The 23202-nt window shown below is 69.9% G+C and carries 23 protein-coding genes and 1 pseudogene; 18 read left to right on the forward strand and 6 right to left on the reverse strand.

Features of this window, described 5'->3' with window-relative positions; translation table 11 throughout:
- Positions 1–172 precede the first annotated feature (172 nt).
- From pan2 to R6U01_RS04830, 3 genes are all read left to right on the forward strand, one after another.
- Positions 173–1396 (forward strand): proteasome-activating nucleotidase Pan2, encoded by a 1224-nt coding sequence (gene pan2, locus R6U01_RS04820; RefSeq protein WP_410285324.1) that lies wholly within the window; start codon positions 173–175, stop codon positions 1394–1396.
- 503 nt (positions 1397–1899) lie between these two features.
- Positions 1900–2445, forward strand: a complete 546-nt coding sequence (locus tag R6U01_RS04825) for a pyruvoyl-dependent arginine decarboxylase (protein WP_410285325.1) — start codon at positions 1900–1902, stop codon at positions 2443–2445.
- A gap of 125 nt (positions 2446–2570) precedes the next feature.
- Positions 2571–2948 (forward strand): DUF5811 family protein, encoded by a 378-nt coding sequence (locus R6U01_RS04830; protein WP_410285326.1) that lies wholly within the window; start codon positions 2571–2573, stop codon positions 2946–2948.
- Between the two features lie 7 nt (positions 2949–2955).
- Here R6U01_RS04830 and R6U01_RS04835 read toward each other — a convergent pair whose 3' ends face one another.
- The gene (locus R6U01_RS04835; protein ID WP_410285327.1) at positions 2956–3840 is read right to left on the reverse strand and encodes a succinylglutamate desuccinylase/aspartoacylase family protein; all 885 of its coding nucleotides are present in this window, start codon (positions 3838–3840) and stop codon (positions 2956–2958) included.
- Positions 3841–3966: 126 nt separating this feature from the next.
- Positions 3967–4986: an aldo/keto reductase gene (locus tag R6U01_RS04840; RefSeq protein ID WP_410285328.1), complete on the reverse strand. Its 1020-nt coding sequence runs from the start codon at positions 4984–4986 to the stop codon at positions 3967–3969.
- 172 nt (positions 4987–5158) lie between these two features.
- Here R6U01_RS04840 and R6U01_RS04845 point away from each other — a divergent pair, with 172 nt between their 5' ends.
- The gene (locus R6U01_RS04845) at positions 5159–5410 is read left to right on the forward strand and encodes a hypothetical protein (protein WP_410285329.1); all 252 of its coding nucleotides are present in this window, start codon (positions 5159–5161) and stop codon (positions 5408–5410) included.
- A gap of 111 nt (positions 5411–5521) precedes the next feature.
- Here the strand turns inward: R6U01_RS04845 and R6U01_RS04850 are convergent, their stop codons facing one another.
- Entirely contained in the window at positions 5522–6625 is a 1104-nt protein-coding gene (locus R6U01_RS04850) for a pyridoxal-phosphate-dependent aminotransferase family protein (protein WP_410285330.1), read from the reverse strand.
- Between the two features lie 186 nt (positions 6626–6811).
- Between R6U01_RS04850 and R6U01_RS04855 the strand changes: the two genes are divergently transcribed.
- The 6 genes from R6U01_RS04855 (at position 6812) to R6U01_RS04880 (ending at position 12512) form a co-directional block, all read left to right on the forward strand.
- Positions 6812–8410: an NEW3 domain-containing protein gene (locus R6U01_RS04855; RefSeq protein ID WP_410285331.1), complete on the forward strand. Its 1599-nt coding sequence runs from the start codon at positions 6812–6814 to the stop codon at positions 8408–8410.
- Positions 8400–9437, forward strand: coding sequence for an ABC transporter ATP-binding protein (locus tag R6U01_RS04860; RefSeq protein WP_410285332.1), 1038 nt, complete (start codon positions 8400–8402; stop codon positions 9435–9437). The genes R6U01_RS04855 and R6U01_RS04860 overlap by 11 nt, the downstream gene beginning before the upstream one ends.
- Complete coding sequence (locus R6U01_RS04865) at positions 9430–10215, forward strand: ABC transporter permease subunit (RefSeq protein WP_410285333.1); 786 nt, start codon at positions 9430–9432, stop codon at positions 10213–10215. Before R6U01_RS04860 ends, R6U01_RS04865 begins: the two co-directional genes overlap by 8 nt.
- 116 nt (positions 10216–10331) lie before the next feature.
- Positions 10332–10949 carry a metal-dependent hydrolase gene (locus R6U01_RS04870; protein ID WP_410285334.1) on the forward strand — a complete coding sequence of 206 codons (618 nt, stop codon included), beginning with the start codon at positions 10332–10334 and terminating at the stop codon, positions 10947–10949.
- A gap of 384 nt (positions 10950–11333) precedes the next feature.
- Positions 11334–11492, forward strand: a complete 159-nt coding sequence (locus R6U01_RS04875; RefSeq protein WP_410285335.1) for a hypothetical protein — start codon at positions 11334–11336, stop codon at positions 11490–11492.
- Entirely contained in the window at positions 11493–12512 is a 1020-nt protein-coding gene (locus R6U01_RS04880) for a sulfite exporter TauE/SafE family protein (protein WP_410285336.1), read from the forward strand.
- 76 nt (positions 12513–12588) lie between these two features.
- Here the strand turns inward: R6U01_RS04880 and R6U01_RS04885 are convergent, their stop codons facing one another.
- Positions 12589–13866 carry an AGE family epimerase/isomerase gene (locus R6U01_RS04885; protein ID WP_410285337.1) on the reverse strand — a complete coding sequence of 426 codons (1278 nt, stop codon included), beginning with the start codon at positions 13864–13866 and terminating at the stop codon, positions 12589–12591.
- A 143-nt stretch (positions 13867–14009) separates the two neighbouring features.
- On the opposite strand from R6U01_RS04885, the gene trxA reads away from it, so the two are divergent.
- The 6 genes from trxA to R6U01_RS04915 all read left to right on the forward strand — a co-directional run bounded on the left by trxA (position 14010) and on the right by R6U01_RS04915 (position 19614).
- Positions 14010–14351, forward strand: coding sequence for a thioredoxin (gene trxA / locus R6U01_RS04890; protein ID WP_410285338.1), 342 nt, complete (start codon positions 14010–14012; stop codon positions 14349–14351).
- Entirely contained in the window at positions 14352–15491 is a 1140-nt protein-coding gene (locus R6U01_RS04895; protein ID WP_410285339.1) for an aminotransferase class V-fold PLP-dependent enzyme, read from the forward strand. It abuts the gene before it with no gap.
- A gap of 87 nt (positions 15492–15578) precedes the next feature.
- Entirely contained in the window at positions 15579–16136 is a 558-nt protein-coding gene (locus R6U01_RS04900) for a class I SAM-dependent methyltransferase (RefSeq protein ID WP_410285340.1), read from the forward strand.
- Between the two features lie 183 nt (positions 16137–16319).
- Positions 16320–17420 (forward strand): DoxX family protein, encoded by a 1101-nt coding sequence (locus R6U01_RS04905; protein ID WP_410285341.1) that lies wholly within the window; start codon positions 16320–16322, stop codon positions 17418–17420.
- Between the two features lie 88 nt (positions 17421–17508).
- The gene (locus tag R6U01_RS04910; RefSeq protein WP_410285342.1) at positions 17509–18801 is read left to right on the forward strand and encodes a glucose-6-phosphate isomerase; all 1293 of its coding nucleotides are present in this window, start codon (positions 17509–17511) and stop codon (positions 18799–18801) included.
- A gap of 84 nt (positions 18802–18885) precedes the next feature.
- A complete protein-coding gene (locus R6U01_RS04915; RefSeq protein ID WP_410285343.1) occupies positions 18886–19614 on the forward strand; it encodes a CPBP family intramembrane glutamic endopeptidase in 729 nt (242 codons plus the stop codon).
- Between the two features lie 355 nt (positions 19615–19969).
- Here the strand turns inward: R6U01_RS04915 and R6U01_RS04920 are convergent, their stop codons facing one another.
- Both R6U01_RS04920 and R6U01_RS04925 read right to left on the reverse strand, forming a co-directional pair.
- Positions 19970–21262 carry a DNA double-strand break repair nuclease NurA gene (locus R6U01_RS04920; protein ID WP_410285344.1) on the reverse strand — a complete coding sequence of 431 codons (1293 nt, stop codon included), beginning with the start codon at positions 21260–21262 and terminating at the stop codon, positions 19970–19972.
- Between the two features lie 162 nt (positions 21263–21424).
- On the reverse strand, positions 21425–21688 hold the full coding sequence (locus R6U01_RS04925) for a hypothetical protein (protein ID WP_410285345.1): 264 nt from the start codon (positions 21686–21688) through the stop codon (positions 21425–21427).
- 324 nt (positions 21689–22012) lie between these two features.
- Here R6U01_RS04925 and R6U01_RS04930 point away from each other — a divergent pair.
- Both R6U01_RS04930 and R6U01_RS04935 read left to right on the forward strand, forming a co-directional pair.
- Positions 22013–22888 (forward strand): annotated as a pseudogene (locus R6U01_RS04930) (methyl-accepting chemotaxis protein); the annotation flags it as partial.
- Positions 22889–22976: 88 nt separating this feature from the next.
- A partial coding sequence (locus tag R6U01_RS04935; RefSeq protein ID WP_410285346.1) for a hypothetical protein occupies positions 22977–23202 on the forward strand: 226 nt, incomplete at its 3' end.

Below are 23202 nucleotides of genomic sequence, written 5' to 3' on the forward strand. Positions count from 1 at the left end.
ACGGACACCTCCTGTTAAAACGTTGACCCTCGAGTATCGGCGTTGATATTCGGTTGCGGCGGCGCGGGCGACGCCTTCCGAGCGGAGCGGGGTGGCAGTCCCCGCGGTCGGACCGTCGAACCACCGTGACCCAAAGGCACATTTACGCGCGCTCCGTACCGTGGACCAACGAATGTCTCATAGCCCCTCACTGCCCGACCGTCCGCGTCTGGAGCTCGATCCGGACATGAGCGAGACGGAACGGCTCGAAGCGATCCGCCAGCACTACCGGCGGATCCTCCAGGTGAACGAGGAACTGGAGCAGCGGCTGGACGACGCGCAGGGTCGCCGCGGCGAGCTGAAGACCGACGTCGACGAACTGAAACGCGAGAACGAGGTGTTGAAGACGTCCTCGCTGTACATCGCGTCGGTCGAGGAGATCACCGACGACGGCGTCGTCATCAAGCAGCACGGCAACAATCAGGAGGTGCTGACGCAGGCGTCTGCTCGGCTCGACGAGGACCTCCGGCCGGGCGACCGCGTCGCGATCAACGACTCCTTCGCGGTCCAGCAGGTGCTCGACGATGAGACCGACTCCCGGGCGCAGGCGATGGAAGTCACGGAGTCCCCGGACGTCGAGTACGCCGACATCGGCGGCATCGACGAGCAGATCCGCGAGGTGCGCGAGGCCGTCGAGGACCCCTTAGAGAACCCCGAGCAGTTCGAGGCCGTCGGCGTCGAACCGCCGAGCGGCGTCCTGCTCCACGGCCCGCCGGGCACGGGGAAGACGATGCTCGCGAAGGCCGTCGCCAACGAGTCCGACGCGACGTTCATCAAGATGGCCGGCTCCGAGCTCGTCCGGAAGTTCATCGGCGAGGGATCGCGGCTCGTCCGCGACCTGTTCGAGCTTGCCGGCGAGCGCGAGCCCGCCGTCATCTTCATCGACGAGATCGACGCCGTCGCCTCGAAGCGAACCGACTCGAAGACCTCCGGCGACGCCGAGGTCCAGCGGACGATGATGCAGCTGCTCTCCGAGATGGACGGCTTCGACGACCGCGGCGAGGTGCGGATCATGGCCGCCACCAACCGCTTCGACATGCTCGACGAGGCGATCCTGCGCCCGGGTCGGTTCGACCGCCTCATCGAGGTGCCCGAGCCCGACACCGAGGGGCGCGCTCGCATCCTCGAGATCCACACGGAGGAGATGAACGTCGCCGAGGGGACCGACGTCTCGGAGGTCGCCGCGGACTTGGACGGGTACAGCGGGGCCGACATCGCCTCGCTGGCGACCGAGGCCGGGATGTTCGCGATCCGCGACGGGCGCACCGAGGTCACGCAGGCCGACTTCGAGGTGGCCCGCGAGAAGCTCCAGGACGCGGAACAGACCGAAGAGCAGGTCATCAACTACCAGTACTAACGGTACTGGTCGGCAGTCGCGTTCGGGCGGTCGAGGGGTTCTGACACCGGATCGGCCGTGAGCTTCTTCGGACTCGTAGTCGCCTATTTATATTCGCTGGCCAGTCTCTGGGCCCTCTGCCGTCCCAGCGGCTCGTGTATAAATAGTTGACCGCAGAACGACGGTGAACATCTCCAAAGCCCCAGCCGCGAGGGCTCGCGCACCTCGTTGCGCTCCTCGCTCGTTCGCTCCGCTCACTCGCTGCGATGCTTACGTCGGTGGGCTTCGCCCTCGCGCCTGCCCCTTTGAGTCCCGCCCCACACAGCGACCGCACCTCACGCCTCCCCAACCTCGTCGCTCGCCTACGGCGAGCGACTCCCTCGCACGCGCACCTCGCGCCCGCCTCTGGCGGCCGCTCGGTGGCGCGCGCCACCACGATTAGTTCTCAATAGCCTGCCTCGGCCGATGTCTCGAACAGGACCGCTTCGTAACCCCTTAGCGCGGGGGCCGCCGATCTGGTCGTAATGAACACCATCCACGTCGCCGGCGGCGTCGGCGTCGCCGACACGGCGATGGCCTCCTACGACGCGGCGCTCGCGGACGCGAACCTCCACAACTACAACCTCGTCGCGGTCTCCTCCGTGGTCCCCGCCGAGGCGACCGTCGAGGCGGTCGAAACGGTGCCCGACCTCGGTCCCGCCGGGAACCGGCTCACCGTGGTCGAGGCGCGCCGCACCGTCGGCCCGGACGACGAGGTGGACTTCCGCGAGGGCGGCCGCGCCGGCGCGGAGGACGCGGAGTCGAAGCGCGCCCCCCGACGCCACCCCGACGTGGCCGCCGGACTGGGCTGGGCGACCGGGCCCGGACCCGGTCTCTTCTACGAGGTGACGGGCGAGGACCCGGACGACGTCCGCGAGCGCATCGAGACCGGGTTGGACGCCGGCGCGGAGCTACGCGACTGGGACCTGCCGAACCGCGATGTCCGCGTGGAGACCGCCGCCTCGGCCCCGGAGCGGTACACGACGGCGGTCGTGATCGCCGCGTACGGCGAGTCGAAACCGATCCTGTAGCGAGCGGGACCCGTCTCTGCAGACAACCGTCGCCCCGGAGACGCGGCCGCCGTCAACCGGACTCGACCCGGATCGCCCCCGCCGACGCCTTTTTGAACCGGCTCCGCGTATCTGGCGTGTCTTCGATGAACGGCAACAACCCGTACGCCGGGGCACCGGGTGTGACGAACGCGGGCGAGCCCGCGTCCGTCGACCTCTCTCCGGACCAGGAACGGCGCCTCCGGCGCGCGGTCGCTGGAATCGTCTCGCGAACCGAGTCGTATCTCCCGAACAGCTACGTCGTCGGCTCGGAGCTGTCTGTCGGCGCGAACGGGCCGCAGGCGACCGTCGCCGTCAACCCGCCGGCGGGACACCCCGTCTCGGCCGGCTTCACGCCGGATCCGGACGAGCTGGAGGCCGGGATCGCCGACGCCGACACCGACGAGGTCGCCCGCGGGCTGGCCGCCAGCGCCGCGATGCAGGTGATGGACGCCGTCGGCGACGTCACGCCGACCGCGAAGTGAGCGCGGGCTACTCCGCCGTTTCCTCTCCCCCAGACTCATCCGTCGCGAGCTCGTCCGCCGTCTCTCCCCTCGCCGTCGTCCCGTCCGCCGGCGGCTCCAAGATCCCCTGCACGCGGCCGTAGATCCCGAATATCTCCTCGTAGCCGTGCTCGCTCGCGAGGATGGGGACGACGCCGTCCTCGTCGACGCGGTGGGTGTACACGTCGTCCTCGGCGAACACCGCGCCGCGCGGGATCTCCTCGAAGTTCGCGAAGTAGACGTGCGGGACGCCGCCGCCTTTCGGCACCTCCTCGTCGCCCGCGACGACCGTCTTCTCGGTGAACGTCGGCGGCTCGTCGTCGAGCGCGCCGTGTGCCCGGAGGAACGCCAGACAGGCCTCGTAGCCGAACTCGACCGCCTCCTCGCTCCCCTGTCTGCCGACCTCGATCGAGACGGTGTGCGGGACGACGGAGTCGAGCGTCGTCGACCGCAGGCGACTGGAGTCGACGACGTACTCCACCGGCATCCCGGTCACGGTGCGGCGCACCGACTCGGTCAGGTCGCTGTAGATCGCGAAGGGCGGCGGCGCGCTGTGCGAGGTGTGAAGCGCGAGCACCGCGTCCATCCCCTCCAGCTCGGCCGCGAGGCGCGGCGCGAGCGCCCGTTCGTACTCGTCGCTGTCGGGGTCGCCCGGGAAGACGCGGTTCAGGTCCGCGTCCGTGTAGCGCGTCTCCGCCGCCAGCGCCCGCTCGTTGGCGATGATCAGCCGAACGCCGCCGCTCCCCGAGGCGCTCTCGTCGAGCTCGTCGGCGAGGCGACTGACGATCCGCTCGCCGGCGGGCTCGTCGCCGTGGATCCCGCCGACAATCGCGACGCGAGCCGAGCCGGCCGACCCGCGCTCGATCGTTTGCATGGAAACCGATACGCGCCGGTCGAATAATAAAGGGTGAGGACCGTCGGTCACGAGTCTGTTCGACCCGACCGGCCCGGGAGACGGCCGACCTCGTCCGGACCGGTCACCAGCGGTGGACGTGCTCGGTCACCAGCGGTGGTGGACGTGCTCGCGGACGTACTCGTCGTACACCTCGCGGGCCGCCTCGCGAGCGGCGTCGTCGAGCGACGGACGGTCGCTGACGGCCGCGTTCGACCGGATATGCCCGGGCGTCGTCGATCCCGGAATCACGGTCGAAACGGCCTCGTGATCGAGGATCCAGCGGAGCGAGAACTCCGCGAGCGACAGGTCGTCGCCGGTCGGGTCCGTCGGATCGTCGGCGACGACGTCGACGCGGTCCGCGAGCGCGTCGGCCGCGTCGAGGCCGACCTCGTAGGGAACGCCCGCGAACGTCTCGCCCACATCGAAGGCGTCGCCATCGCGGTTGTAGTTGCGGTGGTCGTTCTCCGGGAACTCGTCGTCGCGCGAGAGCGCGCCGGTCAGCAGGCCGGAGGCGAGCGGCACCCGGCAGATCACGCCCACGTCGCGGGCGGCGGCCTCGTCGAGGAACAGCTCGGCCGGGCGCTGTCGGAAGGGGTTGAAGATCATCTGGACCGTCTCGACGCCGGGGTACGCGACCGCCTTGAGCCCCTCCTCGACGCGCTCGACGCTGACGCCGTAGCTCGCGATCCGTCCTTCGTCCGCGAGCGTCGCGAGCGCGTCGAACGTCTCCGGTCGGTAGTAGACATCGGTCGGGGGACAGTGGAGCTGGACCAAGTCCAGCGTCTCGACGCCGAGGTTCTCACGCGAGCGGTCCACGAACCGGCGGAGGTTCGCCTCGGTGTAGCCGTCGGCGACGTGGGGGTCGAGCCGCCGGCCGGCCTTCGTCGCGACGGTCACGTCCCCGCGGGCGATGTCGTCTTCGAGGACGTCGCCCAGGATCTGTTCCGAGCGGCCGTCGCCGTACACGTCGGCCGTATCGAAGAAGTCGATCCCGGCGTCGCGGGCGGTCTCGACGGCCGCGACGGCCTCGGACTCGCTCACGTCGCCCCAGTCGCTCCCGATCTGCCACGAGCCGTAGCCGACCTCGCTGACCGCGCCGACGGCTCCGAGCGTGCGGTGGTTCATACCGGCACGTGAACGGGCGGACGCAAGGACGTTGCGGAGCCGGAACCGCGGGCGTCGGGGCGGACCGCCGCCCGCGACGGTCGGAGACGGGCGGCGTCGTCGGGATCCTCGACGGCCAGCGCTCCGTTCGGGCGGGGTCAGCGTTTAGGCGGTCGACGGACAACGATCGCCCATGCACTGGCGGAGACGACGCGACCTGGAGGGCGGGAAGGAACTGGGCGTCTGGCTGCTCCTCGACGACGGCGCCGTCGAGGAGGAACTGTACGTCGAGTCCCACGAGTACCGTGGCGGCGACTTCGACGTGTACACCGCGTCACCGGACGGAGAGTGGGAGCACAAGGGCAGCTTCGAGACGGTCGGCGAGGCGTTCGACGCGGCCCTCGCTCACCTCGAAGAGAGCGGGTTCCCCGTCGAGTCCGACTGAGCGGGTCCGTCGACTTCGGGGGAGGCCCTCGACGGTCGGCGTCTCTCGGTCCCGGTCGCCGGCGGATCGGTCCGACCGACGCCCGCGAATCGCCCTCCGCTACCCCCCGCACTACTCTGTGAGCACCGCCGCCAGCGCGTCCATCGTCTCGTCCACGCGCTCGATCCGCGCGTTGTGGCCCATGTGTCCGACGCGCAGGATGTCCCCGGCCAACTCCCCGAGCCCCGTCGCGACGAGCACGTCGCGCTCCTCGCGCAGTCGCTCCTGTAGTTCCTCGGCCCGCCCGGGGACCTCGAACGCGGTCACCGTCGGCGAGCTGCGCTCGGGGTCCGGATACGGCTCCAGCCCCAGTTCCGCGCCGCGCTCGCGACACCGCGCCGCGGCCGACCGGTGTCGCTCTCGGACCGCGTCGAGCCCCTCCTCCAGCCACAGGCCGAGCGCCGCGTCGAGCGCGACCACCTCGGTGGTGAGGTGTGTGTACGGGAACCCCTCCGAGGTGTCCCGCCACGGCAGGAAGTTCGTGTACAGCGAGTGCGGGTCTCTGTCCTCCATCGCCGCCCACGCGCGCTCGCTGATCGCGGCCGTGGCGAGCCCCGGCGGCGCGCTGAAACACTTCTGGGACGCGCCCAGACACACGTCGATCTGCCCGGTGGGGACCTCCACCCCGCCGAGCGAGGAGACGGCGTCGACGACGGTGACGATCTCCCCGTCGGCTCCCGCCAGCAGGTCCAGCGCGGGCCCGAGGTCGTTCAGCGTCCCCGTCGGCGTCTCGCAGTGGACCATCGTCGCGACCTCGAAGTCACCGGCGGCGAGGACCGACTCCAGCTCCGCGAGCGGGAGCGGCTCGTCGTAGGCGGTCGAGACCAAGGTCGCCTCGCCCCCGTACGACTCGACGAAGTCGGCGAACCCGTCGCCGTAGAGCCCGTTCGACAGGCAGAGCACCTCGGTGCCCGGTTCGACGAGCGAGGCGATCGCGGCCTCCAACCCGAGAATTCCCTCGCCGCCGGGGACGACGACGTCGTGGCCCGGCGCGTCGGCCGAACCGGCCCCCTCACCCGTTCCACGCGACTCGACCCCGTACACGGTCTCCAGCCGGTCGGTGAGCCGGTCGTATATCCGGCGGAACTCGGGGTCCACGTCGGGGTTGATCAGCTCGCGGCTCATCGCGTCGCGGACGGGGGCGGGGACCGCGGTCGGTCCCGGCGTCATGAGCATACGTCCACACTCGGTTCCACGGAAATAAGCGTCCCGTACGGGCTCAATCGGACCGGACGTGTATCCACACGTAAACATATACGATCGGCGGGTAGAAAGAGAGACATGACACTCGTGCGTCACTGTCGAGCGAGACCGGTTCGATCGGCCGATAGACGCACCGCGGCCACCGGGCCGGTGAGGTGAATGTCCCGACCGTCGCTCCCGATCCTCGCCGGCATCGCCGTCGTCGCCCTCCTCGTCGGGGCGTTCACGGGGCTCGCCGTCGCCCAAGAGGAGCCGCCGTTCGTGCGCGGCGAGCCCGAGTTGGACGTGTACGTCCCGGATTCGACGGTGTCGCCGGGGACGACGACCGACCTCACGGTGCAGATCGCGAACGACGGCGACGTGCAGGCGGGGTCGGACGCCCGGAGAGCCACCGTCACGACCGCGCGAAGCGTCGTGGTCTCAGTTCGAAACGACGACTCGCCGCTCGTCGTCGAGACGGGGCGGTTCGCCGTCGGGTCGATCGGCGAGGGGGAGGTCCGGGAGGTGCCAGTCTCGGTCAGGGCCCCGGCCGACGCGGAGCCGGGACGGTACTCGCTCGACGTGCGGCTCCGGTACTCGCACACCTTCCTCTCGGCGCCGCGGAGCGGGGTCGTCCAGGACCGGACGCGAACGCAGACCGAGTCGGTCTCGGTGACCGTCGACGACGCGCCGCGGTTCGCGATGCGGACGGTCGACTCGGACGTGCAGGTCGGCGATTCCGGAACGCTCGTCGCCAACGTGACCAACGTCGGGGGGGAGCCCGCCCGCGACCTCTCGGTCGAGCTCGCCGCGAACGGTCCCGACCTCGCGCTCGGCGAGACGGACCGGAACACCGCCCGGATCGACCGGCTGGACCCCGGCGAGAACGCGACGGTCAGGTTCCCGGCGAGCGTCCGGGAGGACGCCGCGGCGGAGTCGTTCGACCTCACCGGCACCGTGCGATACACCGGCGTCGACGGCATCCGTGACGCTCAGGAGGGGATCCCGGTCGGCCTCCGACCGCGCGCGGAGCAGTCCCTCTCGGTCGAGGTCGACGATTCCACGCTCCGCGTCGGCGAGAACGGAACCGTCAGCGGGACGATCCGCAACGACGGACCGGCCGACGTTCGGGGGGTCGTGCTCGCGGTCGACGACGGGGCGTTCGCCCCTCGCAGTCCCCGGTACGCCGTCGGCGACCTCGCCGCCGGCGAGAGCGCCGCCTTCCGGTTCCGCGGCGAGGTCCCGGCGGACGCCGACTCGGTCCCCCAGCAGGTGGCCTTCTCGACGAGCTACCGGAGCGCCGCCGACACCGAACGGACGACCCGCGAGACGGTGCGCGTGCCCGTGGCCGAACGCCGGGACGCGGTGACGGTGTCCCCGGTCGACTCGGAGTTCGCGGCCGGCGAGGACGGGGTGTTGCGGCTCGACGTGACGAACCGCCGCGACGTCGAACTGCGCGACGTCGAACTGCGCCTCACCGTCGACCCGCCCCTGGAGAGCGAGTTCCGAACGACCGTGATCCCGTCGCTGGCGCCCGGAGAGACGGGACGGGTCGCGTTCGACCTCACGGTCGACGGCGACGCGCCGGTGAGCCGGTACCCGGCGACCGTCGAGGTCGCCTACACCGATTCCGGCGGCGTCCGCGTCACCGGCGACACGGCGACGGTCGCCGCCTCGGTCGTCGAGTCGTCCGGCGGCGAGGTCCCCATCGAGGCCGGCGTGTTGATCGTCCTGCTTATCCTCGTCGTCGCCGGCGCGTGGTGGTTCTATGTCCGGTGACCCCGACCGCCCCCTCGTCGTCGAGGACCTCACGAAGGACTTCGGGAGCGTGGTCGCGAACGACGCCGTGTCGTTCGCCGTGAACGAGGGGGAGGTGTTCGGCTTCCTCGGCCCCAACGGAGCGGGGAAGTCGACGACGATACGACTGCTGCTCGGGCTGTTGAAGCCCACTTCGGGGACGGCGAGAGTGCTCGGCGCCGACATCCGCGACGAGGCCGCGCTGACCCAGGCGAAGCGCCGGATCGGGTACCTCCCGGCGACTCTCGGGTTCGACGGGGAGGCGACCGGCGAGGCGGTGCTTGACTACCACGGCGCGATGAAGGGCGAGCGTCGCCGCGAGGAGCTGTTGGAGCTTTTCACTCCGCCGGTCGAGCGGCCGATACGGGAGTACTCGAGCGGGAACAAGCGGATGCTCGGACTGGTGCAAGCGTTCATGCACGACCCCGACCTCGTGATCATGGACGAGCCCACCGCCGGGCTCGACCCGCTCAAACAGGAGGCGTTCAACGAGTTCGTCCGGGACGAGCGCGACCGCGGCACGACCGTGTTCTTTTCCTCGCACGTGCTGAGCGAGGTCCGACGCGTCTGCGACCGTGTCGGCATCCTGCGCGCGGGGTCGCTCGTCGAGCTCGAGGACGTCGAGGCGCTGCTCCACCGGAGCGGGAAACACGTGCGCGTTCACGCGGACGATTCGGCGGTCGCGGCGATAGCCGACCTCGAGGGCGTCGTCGACCCCGACCGGTTCGCCGCGGGCGTCCAGTTCATCTACGCCGGCGACGTCAACGCGCTTCTCCGCGAACTCGCGACTCACGACGTGCGCGACGTGGAGGTCGGCGAGCCCCCGATCGAGGACGTGTTCGCGCACTACTACGGGAGCGAAGAGGGGGACAGGCGAGCGGAGGAGGGAGACGGACGAACGGAGACAGGGGAAGGAAGCGGCTCGTCGGCGGAGGAGAGCGGCTCGTCGGCGGAGGAGAGCGGCGGGTCGACGGAAGAGGGAGACGCTGCGGGGGCGACGAATGCTTGAAACGGTTCGGTACGAGGGAAGGCGGCGGCTCCGCGGCGCCGCGATCCTCACGGCCGGCGTCGGGGCGTACGCCGGGTTCATCATCTGGTACTTCTCCGTCCTGGAGGGCGTCGACTACGAGGACGTCCTCCAGGACCTGCCCCCGGCGATGGTGGAGGCGTTCGGCATCGAAAACCTGTCCACGATCGAGGGGTTTCTCGGCGCGCAGGTGTTCAACTTCGTCTGGCTCCTCGGGTTGGGCCTGTACTTCGCGTACGTCGCCGGCGGCACCGTCGCGCGCGACATCGAGACGGAGCGAATGGACCTCCTCCTGTCGTTTCCCGTCACGCGGTCCCGGCTGCTCGTCGAGAAGTTCGCCGCGCTGCTCGTCCCCATAATCGCCGTCAACGCGCTCGGCGGTCCAATCATCTACCTGTTCGTCGTCGCCGTCGGGGAGACGCTCCCGCTCGATCACCTGTTCCTCGCGCACCTGCTGTCGGTCCCGTTTCTCCTCGTCTGTGCGGGGATCGGCCTCGTGTTCTCGGTCGCCGTCGACCGCGCCGCGATCGCCGAACGGGGCGCCGCGGGCGTCGTGTTCCTCCTGTATCTCGTCGAGTCCGTCGTCGGCGGCGCCGACGCCTACGACTGGATACAGTACCTGAGCCCGACGCAGTACTACGAGCCGACGCCGATCCTGATAGACGGTTCCTACGAGCTGATCGACTCGGCCATCCTGCTCGTCGCGTTCGTCGGCCTGATCATCCTCTCGCAGGCGCTGTTCGAGCGCCGAGACATCTGAGCCGGGGGATCGCGGGGGGTTCGCGCCCCCTCGGTCGAATCGGGCGGCTCGAACGATCGATCGGCGCCACGCCGGCCGACACGTTCAAATGTTTCTGTCGCTTTCATTCCGCCACGATGATGCTCCCGACCCACGTGCTCGCCGGAATGCTGCTCGCCGCGCCGCTCGTGCGCGTAGCGCCGGAGCTGGCGACCGTGGGGTTCGTCGCGGGCTTCCTCGGCGGGCTCTTCCCAGACCTCGACATGTACGTCGGTCACCGGAAGACCCTCCACTACCCCGTCTACTACTCCGCGCTCGCCGGCGTCTTCCTAATGGTCGCCTTGGCGGCTCCGTCTGCGCTCACGGTCGCCGCGGCCCTGTTCTTCCTCGGGGCGGCGCTCCACAGCGTCTCGGACATGCACGGCGGCGGCCTGGAGCTGCGGCCCTGGGAGGGGAACTCCGACCGCGCGGTGTACGACCACTACCAGAAGCGCTGGATCGCGCCGCGCCGCGGGGTTCGGTACGACGGCGCCGCCGAGGACCTCGCGCTCTCCGTCGGGCTGTCGCTCCCGCTCCTCTACCTCCTCGACGGGCCGCTCCAGCTGATCGTGGGCGGGACGCTGCTCGTCGCCGCCGTGTACACCGTCCTCCGCCGGCACCTCGCGGAGCTCGCCGCCCTCCTGATCCCGCTGGTCCCGGCGATGCTGACACCGTACCTCCCGGACCGATACGCGGACATGGAGTCGGGCAAGTAGTCCGTCGTCCCCCGTTCGCCCCGGTCGCGGCTCGGTCCACTGGTCGTGGTACTGAGTGACAATACATGACACACGCGTCGGGAGCGATCCGGGCCGATCGGTCGGCGAACCGACCGCCGTTCTGAGATCCGGTGCGATCGGCGAGAGATTCGCGGCCGAGACCGCCGGACTGCTCGGTCGATGGTCCGTTCGGAAGCGAACGGGGTCATCGAGTCAATAACTCATTCATAAGTTATGGACAGTGTTCGGTCCGTCATGCGGATATAGTATTGTGCGTTAATCCCAAAACTATTATCAGCACAGGCGCGCTACGGACTGGTATATGACAGAGACGTACCCGACGCGACCGTCGAACGCGGACGCCGGAGTCGGAGGGAGGAGTCGATGACGGGCACGGAGCTGCTCCCCGGCGCGTCCCCGACCGTCGCGGCGCTCGTCGTGATCGGGCTCGTCCTCGTCGAAGCGGTGCTGCTGTACGCCGTCTACGGGATACTCGAGGACGTGTTGGCACCGGCCGTTTTCAAACGGATACAACAGATATAGATGTTGGAACTACTAGGGCTGAGCGCGGAGGTCTTCGCGCTGTTCGTCGTCTTCGGGTTCATGGTCGGGGTGTTCTTCGGCTTCTTCGGGATGGGCGGAGCGTTCCTCGTCACGCCCGCGCTGTTGATCCTCGGGTACCCCGCGCCGGTCGCCATCGGCAGCACGATGGCGTTCGTGTTCGGGACCGCCGTGATCGCGACGCTGAAACACCACGACGCCGGGCAGGTGGACTACCGGCTCGGCGCGCTGATGTTCGTCGGGATCACCCTCGGCATCGAGCTCGGAAGCCGACTCGTGTTCGGCCTGGAGGTGCTCGGCATCGCGAGCGTCGTCGTCGGCGTCGCCTACGTCCTCCTGCTGGCGGCCATCGGGATCCTGTTTACCCGGAGCGCGATGGGCGACGAGACGGAGGCGGAAGACGAGGCCGACGACGACGCTCCCGACGACGACGTCCCCGAGATCGCCCGAAAGATCAAGTCGTACGACATCCCGCCGATGATGACGCTCGCGGACGGGAGCAAGGCGTCGCTGTGGACCATCTCCGGGGTCGGCGGCGGCGTCGGCCTGATCTCCGGGTTCCTCGGCGTCGGCGGCGGGTTCGTCCGGATGCCGGCGATCTACTACGTGATCGGGACCCCGCTGGCCGCGGCGGTCGGAACCAGCCTGTTCGGCGGACTGATGTCCGGGGCCGTCGGCGCGTTCACCTACGGCCGGGCGGGCGTCATCGACGTCGGGATCGTCACCGCGCTGCTGCTCGGCAGCGCGCTCGGCGCCCGGATCGGCTCCGGCGCGACCGCGTACGTCGACGAGGACGACGTGACGATCTACTTCGGGCTCATGCTCCTGATAGCGAGTCTCGCCGTCGCGCTCGGGGAGGTCTCGGCGTGGCTCTCGATGCCGGTCCTCGACCGGGTCAGCTTCGTCCTGCTGATCGGCTCGGCGCTTCTGGTCTGCGTCGTCATCCTCTACCACGGCGCGCTCGCGATCCGAGAGCGCCGGGACGTCGCGCCCTCCGTGTAACGGCTGTCGACGAGCGGTCGGCCGCGCGCTGACGCCCCTCGGGCGCGGTGAACGCTCCGGCGCCCGACCGGCGCCGTCACGCGTTCCGACGTGCCGACCGCCAGCTCTCGAAGAACGCGCCGGCGGGGTGGTAGTCGGGCTCGACGCCCGGCGGCTCCGGCGCGACGAGGTCTCCCTCTGCATCCGAGGGAAGCCGCTTCTCGTACCAGACCCCCGCCGGCCCGCGGAACAGGTCCGTTCTGACGAGGAACCGCCGGTGCCAGCGCCGGAGCCGCGCGGCCGCGTCCGCGTCGCCGCGCGCCGCCGCTCGCTCGGCGAGCGCCGCGGCGGCCCCGATCGCCTCCGCGAGCGCCCAGCCGTACCGGTCCTCGACGAGCGGGGCGCCGTCGGCCGCGTGGGTGTACACGAACCCGTTCTCCGCCCAGCCGTAGTCGACGGCGGCGTCGAACAGCTCCAGTCCGCGCTCGTACCAGTCGCGGCCGGCGCCGTCGCCCGATTCCGTGGGCTCCTCCCCCTCGTCGTAGCGGTCGAGGAGCGCGAGGAGCTTCGCCCACTCGACGTGGTGGCCCGGCTGGTAGCCCGGGGGCCGGAACTGGTGGCGGGGCTCGTCCGCGTTGTAGTCGAAGTCGTGCTCCCACTCGGGAGTGTAGTGCTCCCAGAGGAGCCCGTCCGTCTCGGCCGCCAGATCGACCGCGATCGCCGCGGCGAGGTGACGCGCCCGGTCGAGGTACGCCGCCTCGTCCGTCGCCTCGTAGGCGGCGAGGTACGCCTCGCAGGCGTGCATGTTGGCGTTCTGTCCGCGGTACGGCTCCAGTTCGGTCCACTCCTCGTCGCAGTCGCTCCGGAGCAGTCCGGCGTCGTCGCGGAACCGCTCCTCGACCAGCGCGTGGGTCGCGGCGAGCCTCTCGCGGGCGCCGTCGACCCCGGCGTGGGTCGCGCGTGCGTACGCCAGCAGGACGAACGCGTGACCGTACGCCGACCGGGTTCGATCGACCGGAGCGCCGTCCGCCGAGACGACGAGGTCATAGCCGCCGTCTCCGTCGCTCCGGTGACCCTCGCGGAGGAAGGTCAGGCCGTGTTCCGCGGCCGGGAGACACCAGTCCGGGCCGTCCGCGAGAGCGCCGAGCGCGAAGTTTGCGATCGACCGACAGGTGGCGACCAGATGTCGTCGGTCGCCGGTGTAGCGGTCCCCCGTCTCCGGGTGGAGCAGTCGGTATCCGCGGTCGGCGAGCGCGTCCGGGTACTGCACGCGCAGCGTCGCGAGCAGCCGCGCCCGGTTCGACCGGGCCCGTCGTCGGGCGTCCTCCGGCGTCGCGTCGGTCTGGGTCGCGTCCGTCTCCGTCGCGTCGGTCATCGCTTCCAACGACGCGACCTCACCGTTTAATGACTGTCGGCGAGCGGACCGCTCGAATCGGACGCGGGCCACTGACACTCGCCCACACGGTATTGTATGAAATACCCAAAACTATTATCAGCGCCCGGGGCGTACGAGTGCGTATGAGTTCGACCGAGTCCGTTCCCGCGGAACCGATCCAGCTGTCCGACCCCGACGACTTCGACGACCTCGTCGCCGAGTACGACGTGGTGCTCGTCGACTTCTACGCCGACTGGTGCGGCCCGTGCCGGATGATGGAGCCCGCCGTGGAGGCGGTCGCGGCGGAGACCGACGCCGCCGTGGTGAAGGTCGACGTCGACGTCCATCAGTCGCTCGCGGGCGAGTACGGCGTGCAGGGCATCCCGACGCTGCTCGTGTTCGCCGACGGCGAGCTGGCCGACCGCATGGTCGGCGCGCAGACCGAGGACGCGTTGACCGACGCGATCGCGGCGCACGCGGCCTGAATGTCCCTCGAGTCCGACTGGGACGCGATGACGCCGCGAGAGCTGCGCGCCGACGTGCCGGCGCTGGGTGACGCGGCGTACTTCAACTTCGGCGCGCACGGGCCGAGCCCGGAGTACGTCGTCGAGGCCGCGTCGGCGTTCATCGCCGACCACGAGTACGGCTCGGCAGCGACCGACCCCTACGGTCACGCCTTCGAGACGTACGAGTCGGTCCGCGAGCGGATCGCCGCGTTCGTCGGGAGCGAGCCCGACGAGATCGCCCTCACTGAGAGCACGACCGACGGCATAAACCGGATCGCCGGCGCGATCGACTGGGAGCCGGGCGACGTCGTCGTCCGGACCGACCTGGAGCATCCGGCCGGGATCCTCCCGTGGAAGCGACTCGAACGCGAGGGGATCGAGGTCCGCGTCCTGGAGACCGAGGACGGTCGCGTCGACCGCGACGAGTACGCCGAGGCGGTCGCCGACGCGCGCCTCGTCTGCTTCAGCGCGATTACGTGGACCCACGGAACGCGGTTGCCCGTCGCCGAGCTCGTGAAGGTCGCGAACGAGGCCGGCGCGTTCACCCTCGTCGACGCCGTCCAGTCGCCCGGGCAGGGGCCGATGGACGTCTCGGCGTGGGGGGCGGACGCGGTCGCCGCCGCGGGCCACAAGTGGGTCCTCGGACCGTGGGGCGCCGGCTTCCTCTACGTCGACCGCGGGGCCGCCGACGGGCTCGCGCCCCGTGCGGTCGGCTACCGTAGCGTCGACGACCCGAACGCGTCGGAGATCGAGTTCAAGCCGGGCGCGAAGCGGTTCGAGATCGGATCGACGACCGCGGCCGCCCACGTCGGCCTCGTCGAGGCGCTCGACGCGATCGATGCGGTCGGGCTGGACAGGATCGAGTCGCGGATCGAGTCGCTCACCGACCGGCTCAAGGACGGCGTCCCCGCCGACCGGCTCCTGAGCCCCCGCGAGTTCGAGAGCGGGCTCGTCACGATCGACGTCGACGACCCCGAGGCGACCGTCGAGCGCTTCGCGGAGCGGGACATCGTCGTGCGCTCGCTGCCGCACCCGAACGGGATCCGCGCCTCCGTCCACGCCGTCTCCACCGAGTCGGAGATCGACCGGCTGGTCGACGCGCTCGACGCGGAGTGGTGAGACGGGTCCCGGCCGCCCGGCGGGCGACCCCGATCGCTCGGGGGCGCCGACCGGACGCGTTTTAGCACTCGACGCCCAAGACCGCGCATGGGTTTCCACACGTTCGACGCCTCCGAGGCGGAGCGGCTGGACCGTCTCGACCGCTACCGCTGGGTGTCCGCAGAGGAACTGGTCGGCCCGCTCGTCGAGGCCGGCGTCGAGGTCGCCGCCGACCTCGGGAGCGGCACCGGCTTTTATACCGACGACGTGGCGCCGCACGTCGAGACCGTCTACGGCGTCGACGTGCAGCCCGAGATGCACGACCGGTACCGCGAGAATGGGACGCCGGAGAACGTCGAGCTCGTCGCGAGCGACGTGGCCGACCTCCCGTTCGCGGACGGCGAGCTCGACGGCGCCTTCTCGACGATGACGTACCACGAGTTCGCGAGCGACGCGGCGGTGGCGGAGCTCGCGCGCGTCGTCCGGTCGGGCGGCCTCGTCGTGACGTTCGACTGGGCGGGCGACGGCACCGGCGAGCAGGGTCCGCCGGTCGAGGAGCGGTTCACCGCGGACGACGCGGTCGCGGCGCTGGAGGCGGCGGGGTTCGAGGTCGTCTCGGCGGCCACGCGGACGGAGACGTTCGGCGTCGTCGCCCGCGCGCCGTAGCTTCCCTCCTCCACAGATTTCCGTCCCACTCTTTTATATACACGGCCGGAAGCCGAGCGGCGTCGTCCACCAGCGGGGAGCGCGCCCCGGTCGACGGGTTTTTCGATATATCGGCCGCGTCAGAGTCGCTCCCGAACGTCCATGAGGAAACACCGTTAGGTGCGTGCGGCTCGTAGGAAACGCATGTCCGCTCGCTCCAGATCGGTCGCCGTCGCCGCGTTCGCCCTGTTCGCGACGCTCGCCGCGCGACCGGCCGCGGCCCACGTCGATTACGTCACCGAGGACTCGGGCGACCCGCTCGACGCGGTGGCGTTCACCGTCGAGGTCTTATCGGAGCCGTTCAACGCGACGCTGTTCGCGGGCTCCGGCCTCCTCGGGGTCGCCGGGCTCGCCGTCTACCTCTGGATCCGACCCACGATCGTCGACGTCGTCGTCCTCCGCGAGAAGCTCGCCGGCTACGGCGACCTCGTCCCGTGGATGCTGCGGCTCGCCGTCGGCCTCCCGCTCGTGGGCGCCGGCTTCCAGGGGTACCTGTTCGCGCCGACGCTCGCGTTCGACCCCGGCGCGAGCCCGTTCCTTCGGGTACTGTTCATCGGCCTCGGCTTCTTCGTCCTGTTCGGGCTCGCGACGCGGATCGCCGCGACGGTCGGGCTGCTGACGTTCGCGTGGGTCCTCCTCGCGGTCGACCCCGCCGTCGTCCTCGCGATGGAGTACGTCCCGGTGTTGGTCGCGCTCGTGATCCTCGGGGGCGGCCGACCGAGCGCCGACGACATGCTGCTCGCGGTCGCGAGCACGCCCGAGTCGTACTACGGCCGGATCGACCCCGTCCACCACCTGAAGTCGTTCCTCGACGCGTCGACGGCCCCGCTGCGTCGGTACGTGCCGACGGTCCTCCGGGTCGGGATGGGCGTGACGTTCGTCTACCTCGGGCTGATCGAGAAGCTCGCCGACCCCGGCAGGGCGCTGCTCGTCGTCGAGAAGTACGACCTCACGTCTGTCGTCCCCGTCGATCCCGGCCTGTGGGTCGTCGGCGCCGGGATGACCGAGATCGCCGTGGGGCTCGCGCTGATCGCCGGGTTCTTCACCCGCGGCGCGGCCGCGCTCTCGTTCGTGCTGTTCACGACGACGCTGTTCGGCCTCCCGGACGACCCCGTCCTCGCCCACGTGGCGCTGTTCGGAATGGCGTCGGCCGTCTTCACGCTCGGCTCCGGCCCGCTCTCGTTCGACCACTGGTTCGGTCGCCCAGCCCTCGACGACAGCGAGTCGGTGATCCCGGCCGACTGAGCGGACCGTCGCGAACGCCGCTCCGCGCCGGACGGACGCGGACGGCACACCGGCCGGTTTTAAGCCGCGCTCGCCCGCGTGATGGGGTATGAACGTCGACCTCGGCAACGCACTGGAGACGACGCCCGGACTCACCGACGAGACGCTGGAGCGCCTCGACGAGCGCGTGGCGGACGCGCACGACCGGATCGGCGCCGGCATGGCCGACGACGAGTTCGGCTACGCCGCCCTGAACCTCCCCGAGACGACCGACGCGGACGCGATCCGGGCGGCGACCGACCGTTTCGACCGCCCCGAGGCCGTCCTGACGGTCGGGATCGGCGGGAGCGCGCTGGGCGCGGCGACGCTCGCGAACGCCCTCGAGAGCGACGTTGACGCGTACTTCCTCGACAACGTCGACCCCGACGCGGTCGACGCGCTCCTCGACGGGCTCCCGCTGGCAGACACCGTCGTCAACGTCGTCTCGAAGTCCGGGACGACCGCGGAGACGCTCGCGAACTTCCTCGTCGTCCGCGAGGCGATGGAGGAAGCGGGCGTCGACTGGGCCGAGCGCACCCTCGTGACCACCGGCGAGGAGGGGAACCTCCGCGCGCTCGCCGACGACCACGACCTCCCCGCGCTGGACGTGCCGGACGGGGTGCCGGGGCGCTTCTCCGCGCTGTCGACGGTCGGGCTCGCGGTGCCGGCGCTGCAGGGCCACGACGTCGAGGCCGTGCTGGCGGGCGGCCGCGACGGGAGGGCCGACCTGTCGGGGTCGCTGTTCGAGTCGCCCGCGTACGCCTACGGCGCGGCGACGTACGCGCTCGCGGAACGCGGCGCGCTCACGAACGCCGTGATGCCGTACGCGGAGTCGCTGGAGACGTTCGCGGAGTGGTTCGCGCAGCTGTGGGCCGAGAGCCTCGGGAAGGACGGGCTCGGCCAGACCCCCGCGCGGGCGCTCGGCGCGACCGACCAGCACTCCCAGCTCCAGTTGTACCGCGCCGGCCCGCCGGACAAGCTCGTCTCGCTGATCCGCCCGACCGAGCGCGCCGAGACGCCGATCCCCGAGACCGACCTCGACGGGCTCGCGTACCTCGGCGGCTCGTCGCTCGGGGAGCTGTTAGACGCCGAGTTCGAGGCGACCGAGGCGAGCCTCGCGGCCGCGGGCGTGCCGAACCTGCGCGTCGAGATCGACCGCGTCGACGAGCGGAGTCTGGGGGAACTGCTGTACGCCATGGAGGCCGCCTGCGTGCTGTACGGCGAGCTCGCGAGCGTCTCGACGTTCACCCAGCCGGCGGTCGAGTGGGGGAAGAAGGCGGCGCGCGGGCTCCTCGGCGGCGGCGACTTCCCCGAGGCGGACGCCGTGGCCGACAAGCGCGAACTGCGGGTCGAGGGGTCCTGACGCGACGAGCGGCCGCACGCGGGTCCCGGCGCGAACCCGTCGCCTTCCGGTGCTGATAAACCGCCGCGAGCCGTACGGCCCACGATGAGCGAGACGCCGTCCGAGCCGGTGAACCGGATCCTTCGCGTCGCCAGCGCGGCGTTCGCGGTCGTCCTCGCGCTGTTCGTCGCCAGCGCGGTGACCGCGCCCGTCTCCGGGTTCGCCGTCTCGCTCGGCCTCGTGGCGGACGGAACGACCGGGTTACAGGTGCTCCGAACCCTGCTGCAGTTCGGCGGGTTCCTGGCCGCGGTCGTGGGGTACCTCGCGATCACCGACCAGTGGGGGCTCGTCCCCGTCTCCCGACCGACGCTCCGGGACGCCGGACTCGTCCTCGGCGGCGGCGTGACGCTGTTCGCGTTCCAGTACGGCGCGCTGTTCGTCTTGGGCGAGATCGGCCTCACGACCGGGCAGAACCAGGCCGTCGTGCCCGACGGCGACCCGGTGACGTACTACCTCGTCATGGTCGCCGTGTCGCTGCTGGTCGTCGGCCCGGTCGAGGAGGCGCTGTTCCGCGGGGTCGTGCAAGGCGGGCTCCGCCGCGCGTTCGACGCCGCGCCGGCGATCCTGCTCGCGAGTCTCGCGTTCGGGCTGGTCCATCTCCCCTCGGTTGCCGGGACGGCGGGCGAGCAGTGGGCTTACGTCGCCGTCGTCGTCGTGCTCGGCGCGGTGCTCGGCGTCCTCTACGAGCGCACGGGGAACGTGCTGGTGCCCGGGCTCGCGCACGGCGTGTACAACGCCGTCATCTACGTGGTGTTGCTCGCGCAGTCGCTGTGAGACGTATGTGACGCTGACGAGACCGCTCCCGAAGTCCAAGCCGCTCGCTTATAAATAGTCGATGCCGGATCGACGCTGAACACCTCCAAAGCCCCAGTCGCGACGACTCGCGCGGCTCGCTGCGTTCCTCGGTAGTTCGCTTTGCTCACTCCCTGCGGTACTTGCGTCGCCGGGCTTCGTCCTCGCGACTGTCCCTTTGAGTCCCGCCCCGCACCGCGACCGCAGCCTCACGCCGCCCCAGCCTCGGCGGACGGGCCGGCGCGGCTCCGCCCGCGCCGGCCCGCCACCTCCCTCGCGCGTGCTGTTCGCGCCCGCCGGGCGCTCACAGGCACGCGCCGACCGCGTCGGTGGGTGGTTAGAATCTCGCCTTGCCCCACCGCAGGTCGTCGTAGGTCGACTGCTGGTCACTGTCGAAGCGCTCCTCGAACTTCCGGCGGAGCGCGGCCTTCTCCGTGGCGGCGATCCGCGCCAGCTCGTCGGCCTTCGCGACCGCCTCGGGCGGTCCCCGAGTCGTCGCCACCTCGGCGAGCAGCTGCCGGGTGAGCCGGTCGCGCGTCTCCGCGTCGCGGGTGAACGCGTACGGCGCCTCCAGCTTGTAGGTCACGTCGGTCCGGGGGTCGTACACGATCGTGAACGTGGGCTCGTACAGCTCGGGGTCGAGCTCGCGGTCGATCCCGAGCGCGTCGCCGTCGGCGGCCATCGTCGCGTCGGCCCCCCCGCGGCTGTGGAACCATGTGGTGAACGTGAGCGCGTCGTCGAGGCGGTCGCCGCGGGCGCTGCCGGCCGCGTCGCCGCCGTCGGCTCCGCCCGCTCGACTCCCCGCCTCCCGCCGCTCCAGCAGCCGCGTGAACAGCGCGGTGTCGTCGGGCCACGGCGGCTCGACGCCCTTCCGGGCCAGCGCCCGGACGATCGCGCCGCTGGAGGGGTTCTTCACGAAGCCGGCGAGCGGCACGTCGCGCTCCACGAACCGCTCGACCAGCCGGACGTACTTCTCGACGACCGCGCGGGGCTTCGCCTCGCGGGCGAGCGCGCCGAGTTCGGGGTTGCGGTCGTTCCAGGTGAACAGCTCCTTCGGGTAGATCGGCCCGTCGAGGACGAGCAGCTCGTCGACCGCGTCGGCGTGGTCGAGCGCGTGGGTCCCCTCGGCGAGGTAGAGGGCGAGCGCGTGGACGACCCCCTCCGCGTACCGGTTCACCCGCGGCGCGTGGAGCACGCGCTGGCGCGTGTGGCCGTCGTCGCGCTTCCGCCAGTCGTCGTCGAAGTCGGCGGTGGAGTCGCCGGCGTGGACGGTCGCGACGATGGTGCGGTCGCGGTGGAGCGCCAGGTCCGTCGGGTCGCTCGCCATCGCGGCGTGCGCCACGTCGACGACGAGTCCGTTCTTGAACGTCGTCGGGTTGATCGTGCCGGAGTCGAGGCCGTGAACCGTCTCGAACGGGCGCTCGGCGAGGGCGGCGTCGTCGACGGGGGCCAGCCGGCGCTCGTGGTCGCCGACGGGCTCGATCACGACGCGGCCGTCGCGGCGGAGCTCGGGGAGCCAGTCGCGCCACACCCGCCCCGCGAGGTCGTCGTGGTCGGTCGTGTCCACGTCGCTCGCGATCCCGTACGCGAGCCGCGCGATGTTCTCGACGTGGATCGGATCGAGCGTCACGGCCGTACCGCGGTCCGGAGAGGTATAAAACGCGTCGGCTCGGCCGATGGAACCGCGACGACCGGGACGGGATCGTCGCGGTCGGCCCCTGGCCCCGGACGGCGTGCGGATCGCCGAGCGCGCGTCTCCCTCCCCCGCCCTCAGGTCGGCGAGCGCAGGGCGTTACTCGCCCCCGCCTTCCTCGCTGCTCCGCTCGCCCGCGGCTCTACTCTGCAGTCGGTCGAGTCCGAGCGTGAGAAGAAAGAAGCTGCCGCCGACGTACAGCAGCGACTGCGGCTCGGCGACGAGTCTGCTCACGAGACCGTTCCCGTAACCCATCACGGTGCTCAGATATCCCAGCACCGAGGCGGTCCAGCCCATTCCCGTGAAGCCGCTGAGCTGGTTAAGGAGGTCTTTATCGACGTCACGTATCTGGTTCAGCCACATGATGGTTGTATCATCACCTTAACCCGGCGTACTCCGTAACACTACATAAATTATTTTCATAATAACAAGAATGTATTTTTTGTGTGACTGTATCGCGTTCAATGAGACCGGTCGCTCGCCGGGGATTCCGCCCGTGATCGTCCTCGGAGCCGCCCTCGAAACCGGTGTGCCGACATCGGTCCGGTCCGACGGACCGCACTGCAGTTCCCCCTTTCTCCGGGGAGAACGGGGATCGCCTCACACGTCCGCTCGAGCGTCAGTCGGATGTATCAGTCGTGATATTCAGAGAGCGTACTCTTATAGCTGGTACGACGATCGGCCACCATGACCGACCCAGCGACCGGATCTGCGACGGACACGTCGGGATCGGCCGGAGTAGGACACGCGCTCCGTGAGAGCATCCGGTACGTCCCGGACGGCACGTCGATGCCCGAGGAGATGTGGAGCGGCCGCCACCGAAACGTCCTGATCGCGATCGCGGGACAGGTACCGCTGTTGATCGCGTTGGGTCTGTACAGCGGAACCGACTCCGTCACCGGCGCGGAGATTCCCGCGACGCCGGCGTGGATGCTCGGCGGCTTCACCGCGATCATCCTCGGTACCGGCGCGCTGGCGAACTGGTCGCGGCTCGGTCGCCGCCAGCGGACGGTGCTCGCGGCGTTCAGCGCGATGACGGTGTCGATGGCGCTGGTGAAGTTCTCCGGCGGCTACATCGAAGCGCATCTCCACTTCTTCGTGTTCGTCGCCGTCCTCGCGCTGTACGAGGACTGGCTTCCGTTCGCCGTCGGAATGGGGTACGTCGCGGTCGGTCACGGCGCGTTCAGCCTCATCGACTCCAGCCTCGTGTACAACCACCCGGCCGCGATCGCCAATCCGGTCGTCTGGGGCGGGATCCACGCCCTGTTCATCACGGCGCTGGCGCTGGCGCTCATGGTCAACTGGTACTCCATCGAGAAGTCGCGCGAGGAGGCGCAGCGCCAGCTCGACCTCGTCGCCGAGCAGAAAGCCGAGATCCAAGATGTCGAGGAGGCGAAGGCGGAGGTCGAGAAGCGCCGCGAGGAGGTCGAATGGCTGAACCAGCACCTCGAGGCGACGGCCGACGACTACAGCGCGACGATGGACCGCGCGGCCGACGGCGACCTCACGGTCCGACTCGACGCCGACAGCGAGAGCGAGGCCATGGAACAGATATCATTCGCTTTAAAGACAAGAGACAACCCGAATACAATGGCAATATGTTTGTTCACGTTGACAGTATTTTAGTAACATGTAAAGGAAAATTCAAAGAATGGGAATCCTACAAAAATCTATATTCGGAGTTATAAAGTTGGAAAAGATTAACCCCTATAATAATGAGAATGGGTTTATTTCTTTTTACATGAAGAATGGTGGCAACGAAGACTACAGTCTAAACATTATTCAAGATAATGTTATTGGCTATGCAGGTGTTGAAGAAGTAAAGATGAACATGAAGATACATGGCACAATAACCACATCTAAGATACAGGAGTGGA

Source organism: Halorubrum sp. (assembly GCF_046498025.1).
Classification (GTDB): Archaea; Halobacteriota; Halobacteria; order Halobacteriales; family Haloferacaceae; genus Halorubrum.

Excerpts from the sequence above, each read along its gene's own strand:
- R6U01_RS04905 (WP_410285341.1), top strand. The coding sequence starts at position 16,320 with ATGTCCGCTCGCTCCAGATCGGTCGCCGTCGCCGCGTTCGCCCTGTTC.
- R6U01_RS04840 (WP_410285328.1), bottom strand. The coding sequence starts at position 4,986 with ATGAACCACCGCACGCTCGGAGCCGTCGGCGCGGTCAGCGAGGTCGGC.
- R6U01_RS04915 (WP_410285343.1), top strand. The coding sequence starts at position 18,886 with ATGAGCGAGACGCCGTCCGAGCCGGTGAACCGGATCCTTCGCGTCGCC.
- R6U01_RS04830 (WP_410285326.1), top strand. The coding sequence starts at position 2,571 with ATGAACGGCAACAACCCGTACGCCGGGGCACCGGGTGTGACGAACGCG.
- R6U01_RS04910 (WP_410285342.1), top strand. The coding sequence starts at position 17,509 with ATGAACGTCGACCTCGGCAACGCACTGGAGACGACGCCCGGACTCACC.
- trxA (WP_410285338.1), top strand. The coding sequence starts at position 14,010 with ATGAGTTCGACCGAGTCCGTTCCCGCGGAACCGATCCAGCTGTCCGAC.
- R6U01_RS04825 (WP_410285325.1), top strand. The coding sequence starts at position 1,900 with ATGAACACCATCCACGTCGCCGGCGGCGTCGGCGTCGCCGACACGGCG.
- R6U01_RS04835 (WP_410285327.1), bottom strand. The coding sequence starts at position 3,840 with ATGCAAACGATCGAGCGCGGGTCGGCCGGCTCGGCTCGCGTCGCGATT.
- R6U01_RS04850 (WP_410285330.1), bottom strand. The coding sequence starts at position 6,625 with ATGCTCATGACGCCGGGACCGACCGCGGTCCCCGCCCCCGTCCGCGAC.
- R6U01_RS04860 (WP_410285332.1), top strand. The coding sequence starts at position 8,400 with ATGTCCGGTGACCCCGACCGCCCCCTCGTCGTCGAGGACCTCACGAAG.
- R6U01_RS04885 (WP_410285337.1), bottom strand. The coding sequence starts at position 13,866 with ATGACCGACGCGACGGAGACGGACGCGACCCAGACCGACGCGACGCCG.
- R6U01_RS04900 (WP_410285340.1), top strand. The coding sequence starts at position 15,579 with ATGGGTTTCCACACGTTCGACGCCTCCGAGGCGGAGCGGCTGGACCGT.
- R6U01_RS04895 (WP_410285339.1), top strand. The coding sequence starts at position 14,352 with ATGTCCCTCGAGTCCGACTGGGACGCGATGACGCCGCGAGAGCTGCGC.
- R6U01_RS04880 (WP_410285336.1), top strand. The coding sequence starts at position 11,493 with ATGTTGGAACTACTAGGGCTGAGCGCGGAGGTCTTCGCGCTGTTCGTC.
- R6U01_RS04845 (WP_410285329.1), top strand. The coding sequence starts at position 5,159 with ATGCACTGGCGGAGACGACGCGACCTGGAGGGCGGGAAGGAACTGGGC.
- R6U01_RS04865 (WP_410285333.1), top strand. The coding sequence starts at position 9,430 with ATGCTTGAAACGGTTCGGTACGAGGGAAGGCGGCGGCTCCGCGGCGCC.
- R6U01_RS04875 (WP_410285335.1), top strand. The coding sequence starts at position 11,334 with ATGACGGGCACGGAGCTGCTCCCCGGCGCGTCCCCGACCGTCGCGGCG.
- R6U01_RS04925 (WP_410285345.1), bottom strand. The coding sequence starts at position 21,688 with ATGTGGCTGAACCAGATACGTGACGTCGATAAAGACCTCCTTAACCAG.
- R6U01_RS04855 (WP_410285331.1), top strand. The coding sequence starts at position 6,812 with ATGTCCCGACCGTCGCTCCCGATCCTCGCCGGCATCGCCGTCGTCGCC.
- pan2 (WP_410285324.1), top strand. The coding sequence starts at position 173 with ATGTCTCATAGCCCCTCACTGCCCGACCGTCCGCGTCTGGAGCTCGAT.
- R6U01_RS04870 (WP_410285334.1), top strand. The coding sequence starts at position 10,332 with ATGATGCTCCCGACCCACGTGCTCGCCGGAATGCTGCTCGCCGCGCCG.